Source organism: Citrobacter sp. Cpo221 (assembly GCF_030332345.1).
GTDB classification, from domain to species: domain Bacteria; phylum Pseudomonadota; class Gammaproteobacteria; order Enterobacterales; family Enterobacteriaceae; genus Citrobacter; species Citrobacter portucalensis.
This window is the reverse complement of the sequence record NZ_JAOWIA010000029.1, coordinates 226,094-237,253: the sequence shown is the minus strand read 5'-3', so window position 1 is coordinate 237,253 and position 11,160 is coordinate 226,094. Positions and strand designations below refer to the sequence as shown.

Genomic DNA, 11,160 nt, shown 5'->3' with positions numbered 1-11,160 from the left:
GATCTTATTTCTCAAATGTGAACAGCAACACTGGTCAGGATGAATGGCTTACGGCACAATGTGAACAGATATGAACAGAAAGAGAACGCCATCAGGATGCCGCATCACATTGTCATTGTTGAAGATGAACCGGTCACCCAGGCACGGTTACAGGCTTATTTTGAACAGGAAGGTTATCATGTCTCTGTTACCGCCAGCGGAGCTGGTCTGCGTGAAATCATGTCACAACATCCTGTCGATCTCATTCTGTTGGATATCAACCTCCCGGACGAAAATGGCTTAATGCTGACCCGCGCCCTGCGCGAACGCTCAACGGTGGGGATCATTCTGGTGACAGGTCGTAGCGATCAAATTGACCGGATCGTTGGCCTGGAAATGGGCGCTGATGATTATGTCACCAAGCCGCTGGAGCTACGTGAACTGGTGGTTCGGGTTAAAAATTTGCTCTGGCGTATCGATCTTGCCCGCCAGGCACAGCCGGAAACCAAAGATAACTGCTATCAGTTTGCCGGATACTGTCTGAATGTCTCCCGGCATACCCTGGAGCTGGACGATGAGACGATCAAACTCACCCGCGCCGAGTATGAAATGCTGGTCGCCTTTGTCACCAATCCGGGGGAAATTCTCAGCCGCGAACGTTTACTGCGTATGCTTTCGGCACGACGGGTAGACAATCCAGACTTACGCACCGTGGATGTGCTGATCCGCCGTTTGCGCCACAAGCTACGGGCTGATTTACTGGTGACGCAGCACGGCGAAGGTTATTTTTTAGCGGCCGACGTGTACTGATACAGATAAATCGGACGGAACCCGCCAGGAGACAGCGAGCGCTGAACATGCTGGCTGTCGGCATTTTTCGGGGTGAGCACCAGGATCGGCGGACTGATATTTTCCGGTACCGGTTGCCCTTGTAGCACCCTGATCGCCTGTTGAATCGCCAGTTCACCTTGCCAGACCATCTGATCGCTGGCAGCCATAATGATTCTTTCGCGTTTAAGTCCACGATACACCTGATGCGACAGGTAAAAAGAGACCACGGTTAGCGGCGTCCCCGGATTCCGCTTCTCTCCCATCGCTGCTTCCGCAGCAATTGCCGTACCGGCAACCACATCGACCTCCGGGTGACGCTCAAGCATCTCCTGTAACAGGTTGCGCTGAACTTCAATATCATTATCCCCCAACGCCACATCCACGATGTGCACCTGACTACCGGCAAGCGCCTGACGGAATCCTGCCACCATTTCGCGGCTGCCTCCGGCGTCATCAGGTCCTGGCAATAACAAAACCTTTAACGGTTTGCCACCGCTCCACTTGACCAGATAGCGGCCCGGCTGATACCCCATCTGGAACCACGGAACGCCGACCCGTGCTTTCACCGTCGGATCGTGTATCGCATTCACTACCTCAATGACCGGCAACGCGCCCACCTGCGCTCGTAAATCCGGAAAAGTCGTCGTGCTGCTGCTCAGCAATATGGCATCTGCTCCCCATTGCTGACACTGGGCGATTTGTGTTTTTTGCGTGGTGAACTGGCGATACCCTCCCGCCTCTAACACCTTCAGACTTACTCCGTATTTTCTCGCCGCCTCAAGCATGCCGTAATTCACTGAAAGCCAATAGGAGTCTTTCAGGCTGGGATACAGCGCGCACAGTTTCCAGACTTTGTTTGCAGTAACGTCCGATTGCAGTTCCGGGACTGCCTGCTGCATATCCTGCCAGCGCAGCAATGCGGCTCCAGCCGCATGACTCAAACCGGGAAAAATCGTGATTAACAGGAAAACCAATACGCGCATGATAGCCTCAACATTGATAAGGCTTTATCCTAGTTGCTTTCCTCTTTTGGACTCAACCTTTTTAAACTGTGGCGACCAGACAGTGAATTTATCTCTGACTAAACGACTGTGGATAGGCTTTGCGCTGATGGCGGCACTGACTCTCATCAGTACGCTGACAGGCTGGTATAACCTGCGTTTTGTCAGCAAGGTTGAGCAGGCCAATACCCAGGCGCTAATTCCAACCATGGATATGGCGCGCCAGCTCAGCGAAGCCAGCGCCTGGGAACTGTTTTCCGCACAAAATCTGACCACCGCAGACAATGAAAATATGTGGCTGGCTCAGGGGAGAATGTTAACCGCCCAGAGCCTGAAAATAACCACATTACTCAAAACCCTTCGTGAACAGGGCTTTGATACTTCTGCTATTGAACAGCAGGAGAAAGAAATCGCCCGATCGTTAAGCCACCAGGGGGAGATGGTTGGCGAACGCCTGAAATTACGCGCTCAACAGCAACAACTCAGCCAGCAAATTATTGAGGCCACCGCTGACGTTGCCGAAATGGCACGCGGACAGGCCAGTAATGCCGCCACATCGGCAGGTGCGACACAGGCCAGCATTTACGATTTGATTGAGAGCCATCAGGGGCAGGCCGCTGAACACGCGCTGGACAGGCTCATCGATATCGATCTGGAATATTATAACCAGATGAATGAACTGCGCCTGAGTGCGCTACGCGTGCAGCAAATGGTCATGAATCTGGGGAATAACCAGGCGCAGAATAACCTCGCTGCGCTGGAAAACCAGTTGAATGCCGCCGTCAGAGTACTTCAGCGCCGACAAATACGTATTGAAGATCCCGTGGTGCGCACTCAGGTGGCCAACACCGTCAATACGATTAGCCGTTATGTTGAGCTGCTGTCCCTGTATCGCCAGGATAATGACATCACGACCCAATTGCAGATCTTATCGCAGAATAATATCGAGCAATTTACCCGTTTCAGTAGCGAAGTCAGCCAGTTGGTGGAAACCATCGGCCAGCGTAATCAAAGTGGACTGGCGCATCTCAAACAGACCAGCCAGCGCGGGCAACACTTGCTGCTGCTGTTAGGTGGCGTGTCATTATGTTTGCTGATTCTTATACTTTGGCGTGTGGTTTATCGCTCAGTCACTCGACCACTGGCACAGCAAACCCAGGCGTTACAGCGTCTGCTGGAGGGGGATATTGACTCCCCATTCCCGGAAACCGCAGGCGTTCGTGAACTGGATACTATCGGGCGGTTGATGGATGCCTTTCGCGGCAACGTTCACGCCCTCAATAGCCATCGCGAACATCTGGCCGCACAGGTTAAAGCTCGCACCGCCGAACTGCGTTCTATGGTATCTGAACACCGACAGGCCCGTGCAGAAGCTGAAAAAGCTAACCAGGCAAAATCGGCGTTTCTTGCCGCCATGAGCCATGAAATACGCACCCCGCTGTATGGTATCCTCGGCACTGCGCAGTTGCTCTCAGACAATCCCGTCCTGGCACAACATCGGGAAAATCTACGCGCAATCACCGACTCGGGCGAGTCTTTGCTGACCATCCTCAACGATATCCTGGACTATTCCGCCATCGAAGCCGGTGGAAAAAATGTGGCAATAGGCGATGAGCCTTTTGAACCCAAACCCTTGCTGGAAAGTACGATTCAACTCATGAACAGCCGCGTTGCTGGTCGCCCGGTCGTGCTGGTTGCGGATTTTGCCGATGACGTTCCCGCTTCCCTGCGTGGCGATCCGCGCCGCATCCGGCAAATCATTACTAATTTATTAAACAACGCACTACGCTTTACCGATCGGGGACACATCATCCTGCATAGCCGATGTGAGGGCAAAAACTGGTACATCGAGGTTGAAGATACGGGATGTGGAATTGACCCTGCCCGCCAGCACGATATTTTTCAGCCGTTTGTTCAGGTAAGCAGTAAACGAGGTGGAACCGGACTCGGACTAACCATCAGCGCCAGTCTCGCCCAGGCAATGCAGGGAGAGCTGAGCGTCACCAGTACGCCAGGAGTCGGAAGCTGCTTTCGTTTGCGTTTGCCATTACGGGCTGGCGCGATGCCGGTAGCGAAATCCGTTCCGCGGGCCATATCGTTACAGGGTTTACGCTTACTGCTTATTGAGGATAATCCCCTCACGCAGCGCATCAGCGCAGAAATGCTCACGCTCAATGGCGCACAGGTTACTGCTGCCAGCAGTGCCGCTGAGGCGCTAAAAATATTGCAGGAAGATACACGCTACGATGCTGCTCTGGTTGATTTCGATCTTCCTGATATCGACGGGATCACGCTGGCACAGCAGTTAGCCCACGACTATCCGGCACTTAGCCTGATCGGCTTTAGCGCGCACGTCATCGACGAAACGCTAAGCCAAAGAACCAGCACCCTGTTCCTTGGCATTATTCAAAAACCAGTCCCCCGGGATGAACTCAGTCGACTTATTACGCATTATCTGCATGGTAGTGCGACTCCCCCGCTTGCATCAGAAAATGACAACAAACGGTTAGATTTTCAGCAGTTGGCTGGAGATATCCAGGTTATGGGATGGCAAAAGGTGCACGAATGGTTAGCGCTCTTTAAGCAACACACTCTTCCTGTATTAGATGAGATTGACGCTGCCCGCGCAGCACATGACGATGAGCGGATAAAACGTCTGACGCATCAGCTAAAAAGCAGCTGCGCCAGCATGGGAATGCGCTCAGCCAGCACGATGTGTGCAGCACTTGAACAGCAGCCGTTGGGTGATTTTTCACTCAGAGAGGAGATCCAACAAAGTCTTTATGAGGTAGAACGTTGGCTGGAAAAAGAAAAATTGTCCCGCGCTAAGATAACGACATCCTTTTGGGGTTGATTGAATGACCTCAGTAAAGGCATTATGAATGTCTGCTGTGCATGGCATGGTCCCCCCGTTCTCAATTGTATATACATGCAGAACATTTAATCGTCGGTGTCGATCAAGTGCAAATAGGATGCTAAACTCCTGGCGCGCCCATATAGCGCCCTATTTTTATGAGTTAAAATTTGCCGTTTCACACATGCGGGTAAGCTAACTTTTTGGGACAGTGCTTTCTGGGTAACAGGCAGGCTTTTGCGGACTTGATGACATGGTTACCTCTTTCATCGAGCAAAGTGATAAGGATTCCTTGTCACTTTCGGTAATGCGGGAACCAAATGTTCATTATATTGCTTTAAGGATTATGGTATATTAGGTATGGCAGATTATTTATTATGACCTATCTTATTATTTTATTTTTGCTATGTACTGCACTCCACATGAGTGCTATAAAATGGATGAAATGCAATATCACATCGCCATTGTCATTAACACTTTTTTCTTGGTATTCAATGGCATTTGTTGGGATGTTATCTTATGATAGTTTTGATTCTTTCAGATCAGCTACCTTTTACTGCCTTTTGACATGGATTTTGATATGTTCGTTTGCATACGCAGCCATGGAAATGGCACAACCTAATAAATCAAAGAAGTATGATTCTGAACCGCGAAGAGTTTGTTCAAAATATTCATTATTAGTAATCCCTGCATGCATAATTACCGCATATGAGATTTATAAAGTTGGCTCAAACGGCCCTGTAAACTTTCTACTTAATCTTCGCCTTGCAAATATTGAGGAAGACTATCAATATACAACATTTACCTATATGCCGATGTTCTACCCTATAATAATGGCTATGTTTGCGTCAGTATGCATACACAAATCCAGACTTATAGAGAAAGTATCTATTTGCACCTGGCTTATTCTTTTTGCGCTTGGCACGATGGGTAAATTTGCAGTTATAACACCAATCTTAATGTTTGTTACTATTTATGAAATGAGATATGGAATTCGCAAAGGAATAATATTCATATACGCACCGTTAGTTCTGGCTGGAATTATAGTAATGCATTTTTATAGAATGTCATCAGATGACTCCGCAACAATACCTTATATTTTAGGGACTTACATTTACTCCCCTATAATAGCATTTGGAACACTGGTTGATAACGGAATTAACTGGAATGGAGAGTACACGCTTAGATTCATTCACGCCATAGCATTTAAACTTGGGCAATCTTCTAGTGAGCCGGTAAAAACCATCCTCGACTATGTCTATGTTCCGTCTCCTACTAATGTGTATTCCGTAATGCAACCATTTTACAGTGACATGGGGATATATGGCATTATACTTGGAGCTGTTATATATGGGTGTTTTTTGTCTTTCGTTTACGCCTCAGCAAAAAATGGCAATTTTGTTATGCTAGGCATTTATTCTATCTTTAGCGTAAGCCTTATCACGCAATTCATGAGCGAGACCATAATTACGAACCTCTCTGGAAACATAAAGATAGCCATTTTCATGTTTATTATATTTAAATTCTTCACAAAAAAACAAAGCAATTTATGATATATAATATCAGGCGCGAAAATTTATATTATCTCCATGCCTAATACTAATGTCTCTTTTAAGAATTAAACCACACCCGCTGGGTGTAGTTATGGCTTGCATCTATGGTGTGCAATATCTTGGGGTAAACGCGTTGAGTGGCAAATTGTCGATGATGTTATGGATTTCAATCCACTCTTCGCGCCATGATTACCTTCCTCATGATGCAGAAAGCAATCTATAAACCGCACGATATAAATTACACCCGCAAGCCGACAGCTATACTGACGCTGCATCTGGGCGCTAGCATCAGTGATGTTACCAGAACGTTATGCTGTGCCCGTTCCCCAGTCTCACGCTAGATTAACTGGTCACGCGTCGGGTGTTGAAGGGCTGGAATCATTACCCGCCGGTCGTGCCCGCCACTTGTCATTTGAGCATATCTGCACACTGTTATGTGAGCTGGTAAAACAATCTCCTGGCGACTTTGGTTACCAGCGTTCACCTGGAGTACAGAAGGGCTGGCAATAAAAATTGACGAGAAGTTCCAAACTGGAACCGTGCGCCGCTGGTTGTCCCCCCCTCCCGCGAGACTTGTGTGGCGCGGGGCAGCTTCAACTCTGGGTATCCGTGAGCCGCATAAAGATAAAAAGATGGAGGCAATACATAAAGCACTGGGCGAATGCAATACATCTTTTGCTTAGAAAATTGATGCCATTTTTGGAATGACATGACACAAATACGGCACAGGGAGAAAATCAATCCAGGACTGAAACTATCGTAAGTTACTAAGTTATAATGACTCCTGTAGGATTCTAACCTACACCCTACCCCCCCTACAATTCCCTTCTAAATCAATGCAATATAACATAAAACACTACACTCATAGATCCTATCTTCGAAAATCATGCAAAAACTTGCAAACCGATGCAAAGCTTTCTGTACCTGCTTTTGTCTCACATCAACATCACGGGTCGATCGATTCGCTTTCAGATGTTAAACTCTCGGGCCTCAAGAATTTACTGATTTCTATAATGTTAAAGCTATTCGCTAAGTACACATCAATAGGCGTATTAAACACGCTCATACATTGGGTAGTGTTCGCCATATGTATATATGTATTTCACACTGGACAGGCACTCGGTAACCTTGCTGGGTTCGTTGTGGCTGTGTCATTCAGTTTCTTTGCTAATGCCCGATTCACGTTTAAGGCATCGACCACAACCGTACGTTACATGCTATATGCCGGATTTATGGGCACGCTAAGCGCTGCAGTGGGTTGGTGTGCGGACAAATCGGGGTTGGCACCTATCATTACGTTAATCGTGTTCTCCGCAATCAGCCTGGTGTGCGGCTTCATATATTCAAAATTCATTGTCTTTAGGAATACGAAATGAAAATTTCTCTGGTCGTTCCAGTTTTTAACGAAGAGGATGCAATTCCAATCTTCTATAAAACTGTGCGGGAGTTTGAAGGACTTCAGCATTATGAAGTCGAAATAGTCTTCATCAACGACGGAAGTAAAGACGCGACAGAATCAATTATAAACGCGCTTGCAATCACTGATCCGCTCGTGGTTCCTCTGTCATTTACTCGCAACTTTGGAAAAGAGCCTGCACTGTTCGCAGGACTTGATCACGCAAGCGGTGACGCGATCATACCAATTGATGTCGATTTACAGGACCCTATCGAAGTCATTCCGTGCTTGATTGAAAAATGGCAAGCAGGTGCTGACATGGTACTAGCGAAGCGAGCAGATCGTTCAACTGATAGCCGACTCAAGCGAAAATCAGCTGAGTGGTTCTATAAGCTACATAACAAAATCAGCAACCCAAAAATTGAAGAGAATGTTGGTGATTTTCGCCTGATGTCACGTCAGGTAGTTGAAAATATAAAACTTCTTCCTGAGCGTAATCTTTTCATGAAAGGCGTTCTTAGCTGGGTAGGAGGAAAAATAGATGTTGTTGAATATGCCAGAGCTGAAAGGATTGCAGGGGATTCGAAATTCAATGGCTGGAAGTTGTGGAACCTTGCTCTTGAGGGGATAACCAGCTTCTCTACTTTCCCTCTGCGTATATGGACTTATATAGGATTATTAGTCGCCGGATTGTCGTTTATTTATGGCACATGGATGATTTTAGACACAATCGCGTTTGGCAATCCGGTGCGTGGCTACCCGTCACTTCTAGTTTCTATTTTGTTCCTTGGTGGTGTGCAGCTTATTGGTATTGGGGTGCTCGGTGAGTACATCGGAAGGATTTATACCGAATCTAAGAATAGGCCTAGATATATCTTGAGAAAAAAGGATGAAAAATAACATGTTAATAAACAAAAGATCAATCGAGATAGTTATATTATTCTTGTGCGCGGCATTAATTCTATATCTTTCTTATCTATATTTTAGAATAGATGCTGATGGAGTGAATGGACCTGTTGTCTGGCTTGAGTTTAAAGAGCACGGATTTAAATCTCTTTTGGATTGGAATCCAACACCAGACAACTGGTATTTCACGCTATACCCTGTATATTTTCTGTTTTATTTAGTTTCAGGAAATCATGACGCAGAAATGTTGATATTTGGATCGGCCTTTTTTGCATTTAGTGTTATCCTTATGGCATATATAATTTCAAGAAAACTAAATAAGTACAGCTCATTACTGATTTGTGTGATTCCTCTTGCGGTTTTGCCACATATATATTGGACACATGGTTTTGTGCAGCATCCATTTGCTCACTATTCCACGGTTGCTTTTGGAATGTTAACCTGTTTTATGGCAATGAACGCACATAGAAATCAAGGGTTGTTGTCATATACAATAGTTGGGATTTTTGGATTACTAGTTTGTTCTTCAGATATGTGGGCAGCACCTACCTATCTGTTACCAATATTGATTACTGAATTTTTTTATCTCATTAGAAAAGAAACAAAGTTAGCAAACTTTATTGTCCTTGCTATTTTTTATGGTATCGCTCTTAACCATACAATTCCAAAGCTACTTGGTATCGGTTCACAACCTTTCAACATTGTTGACTTTGATACTATGTATGGAAATGCGCATCAATTGATTCTTACAGTTGGCGAGATGTTTAACATTTTCCTATTTAGGAGCAATTTCCTCTATATACTTTCATTTGTCATTGTGGGCATCCTGTTCTCTTACATTTGTACCAAAGGCATTCTAAAGAAAGAAAACTCTAGCTATTTTTATATGCTGTCTCTTCTTTCAGTTGCTGGTATTATTTCAGCTTATATAATAAGCAATCCAGACCCAAGTCAACCAATACCTCGTTTTTTTGTAAATATTGCCCCTTTTGTTTTCATTGCATATTCAATTGCTCATGGAAAAATAACAAAATGGTTAACATTAATAATTTGCATTTTATTTATACTGTCTAGCATGACAACATACAACTTTAAAATTAAAACTTATGAAGATTCTGAAAAGGAAATAAAGGATTACTCTTCTTTTTTGCTAGATAACAACTTGCGTTATGGATATGGTGATTATTGGAATAAAAGCCTTACTACATTTTGGGTTTCTAATGGCGAAGTCATTATCGCACCAGTTGATATTTCAGAGGATGGGACCATTAATTTTAACTCACCTCGATATCAAACTATGCGGAGCTGGTATGATAAAGAAAAAAGGTTATCAAACGGTAATGTAAATTATTTTATCGCTATTGATGGACATGAAAAATGCGGAGATACTCAATCATGCATCAATGCCATTTCATCCAAAAATGGAAAGCCAGATAAAGTTTTAAACAAGGGCGATATGACGATACTAGTTTACAATAAATAATTGAAAAGTAGCCCGCTTAACGCGGGCGTTTACAGTTATATTCTGATAGCCGCCTTTCCGACATTTCCCGTACTTCATTCGGTGTTCTGAACAGATAAAAATCCAGTATTTCTGTACAGTGTGTTCGGTAAAAACGTTCAATAAAAGCATTCTGAGTCGGTTCGCCTGGTTTGATAAATTCCAGCTTTACTGCATGCTTCTCTGCCCATTCAGCCAGGGGTAGAGAGATAAACTCCGGGCAATTGTCCACCCGAAGCTTAATCGGATATTCCCAGTTGGCTGCGCTCCATTCGAGTACACGAACCACTCGCTGAGCGGTTTAGCTCTATTTCGCTCCACAAAGCTTCACGATTAAAGTCATCAACAACGTTGAATATACGAAAGCGACAACCACAAATCAGAGAATCATGCTTGAAATCAACAAACCAGAGCTGGTTTAACGCTTCTGGTGTAGTCAACGGTGATGGATTATGCACCGGTACACGCTATTTTCCTTTGCGGCGAAAATTCAGTTTCAGTAGACAGTAAATTCGGTGGATCCTTTTGTGTTTCCACGGGTGTCCCTACCGCCTCATAACCTGAAAAAGTTTCGGAAAACCGTATCGTGGGTATCGCCCGGCCACTGCCTGCAACGCGACAATAACGGGTTCGTCCCGCGTGGCATCCGGACGGTAATGGTAAACCGTTCAGCTCAGGTTCAGAATCCGGCAGGCCTGACGGATTCTGAGTCCAAATGTCGTTATCAGATGAGTGATCATCTCACGCTTAAAGGCTGGTTTTAAAGCTTTTTTTCGATAACGTCTTTCAGCGCCCTGTTCTCCAGGCTAAGGTCGGTAAACATCTGTTTGAGACGGCGGTTCTCGTCCTCAAGATCCTTGATTTTTTATATCAGAAGCTTCCATACCGCCGTATCTGGACTTCCAGTTGTAGTAAGTGGCTTCAGAGATACCGACCTCCCGGCAGACATCTTTAACGGTTCTTCCAGCTTCAACCGACTTAATCACAGCGATGATCTGCTTCTCAGTAAAACGGGCTTTACGCATAGCGATCTCCTTCGGTGGCAGATTGATTATGTGATCTCTAAATATGAATGGCACGATTATGCGGAGTACTTACAAAACCACTTTCGGCGTCCCCCTATCCCACCGGAAATATTC

General features: G+C 45.5%; 7 protein-coding genes and 2 pseudogenes. 7 read left to right on the top strand and 2 right to left on the bottom strand.

From position 1 onward, the window contains the following. Positions 1 to 96: 96 nt before the first annotated feature. Entirely contained in the window at positions 97 to 789 is a 693-nt protein-coding gene (gene torR / locus OGY72_RS02325) for a two-component system response regulator TorR (RefSeq protein WP_286546992.1), read from the top strand. Here the strand turns inward: torR and torT are convergent. After that, entirely contained in the window at positions 762 to 1,793 is a 1,032-nt protein-coding gene (gene torT / locus OGY72_RS02320) for a TMAO reductase system periplasmic protein TorT (protein WP_286546562.1), read from the bottom strand. The two genes, torR and torT, sit on opposite strands and share 28 nt — an antisense overlap. A gap of 82 nt (positions 1,794 to 1,875) precedes the next feature. On the opposite strand from torT, the gene torS reads away from it, so the two are divergent. The 6 genes and pseudogenes from torS to OGY72_RS02290 all read left to right on the top strand — a co-directional run bounded on the left by torS (position 1,876) and on the right by OGY72_RS02290 (position 10,003). Then, positions 1,876 to 4,665, top strand: a complete 2,790-nt coding sequence (gene torS, locus OGY72_RS02315; RefSeq protein WP_286546560.1) for a TMAO reductase system sensor histidine kinase/response regulator TorS — start codon at positions 1,876 to 1,878, stop codon at positions 4,663 to 4,665. Positions 4,666 to 5,042: 377 nt separating this feature from the next. Continuing rightward, the gene (locus OGY72_RS02310; protein ID WP_286546557.1) at positions 5,043 to 6,218 is read left to right on the top strand and encodes an O-antigen polymerase; all 1,176 of its coding nucleotides are present in this window, start codon (positions 5,043 to 5,045) and stop codon (positions 6,216 to 6,218) included. 185 nt (positions 6,219 to 6,403) lie between these two features. Continuing rightward, a pseudogene (locus OGY72_RS02305) lies at positions 6,404 to 6,886 on the top strand (transposase); the annotation flags it as partial. Between the two features lie 345 nt (positions 6,887 to 7,231). Continuing rightward, positions 7,232 to 7,594, top strand: coding sequence for a GtrA family protein (locus OGY72_RS02300; RefSeq protein ID WP_257661732.1), 363 nt, complete (start codon positions 7,232 to 7,234; stop codon positions 7,592 to 7,594). Beyond that, on the top strand, positions 7,591 to 8,514 hold the full coding sequence (locus OGY72_RS02295) for a glycosyltransferase family 2 protein (protein WP_286546555.1): 924 nt from the start codon (positions 7,591 to 7,593) through the stop codon (positions 8,512 to 8,514). The genes OGY72_RS02300 and OGY72_RS02295 overlap by 4 nt, the downstream gene beginning before the upstream one ends. Beyond that, complete coding sequence (locus OGY72_RS02290) at positions 8,504 to 10,003, top strand: hypothetical protein (RefSeq protein WP_286546550.1); 1,500 nt, start codon at positions 8,504 to 8,506, stop codon at positions 10,001 to 10,003. Before OGY72_RS02295 ends, OGY72_RS02290 begins: the two co-directional genes overlap by 11 nt. Before the next feature lie 22 nt (positions 10,004 to 10,025). Here the strand turns inward: OGY72_RS02290 and OGY72_RS02285 are convergent. Beyond that, positions 10,026 to 11,046 (bottom strand): annotated as a pseudogene (locus OGY72_RS02285) (IS3 family transposase); the annotation flags it as partial. Positions 11,047 to 11,160 lie beyond the last annotated feature (114 nt).

Bases quoted from the DNA above. Each gene is read 5' to 3' on its own strand.
- torR (WP_286546992.1), top strand. From the start codon at position 97: ATGCCGCATCACATTGTCATTGTTGAAGATGAACCGGTCACCCAGGCA.
- torT (WP_286546562.1), bottom strand. From the start codon at position 1,793: ATGCGCGTATTGGTTTTCCTGTTAATCACGATTTTTCCCGGTTTGAGT.
- OGY72_RS02310 (WP_286546557.1), top strand. From the start codon at position 5,043: ATGACCTATCTTATTATTTTATTTTTGCTATGTACTGCACTCCACATG.
- OGY72_RS02300 (WP_257661732.1), top strand. From the start codon at position 7,232: ATGTTAAAGCTATTCGCTAAGTACACATCAATAGGCGTATTAAACACG.
- OGY72_RS02295 (WP_286546555.1), top strand. From the start codon at position 7,591: ATGAAAATTTCTCTGGTCGTTCCAGTTTTTAACGAAGAGGATGCAATT.
- OGY72_RS02290 (WP_286546550.1), top strand. From the start codon at position 8,504: ATGAAAAATAACATGTTAATAAACAAAAGATCAATCGAGATAGTTATA.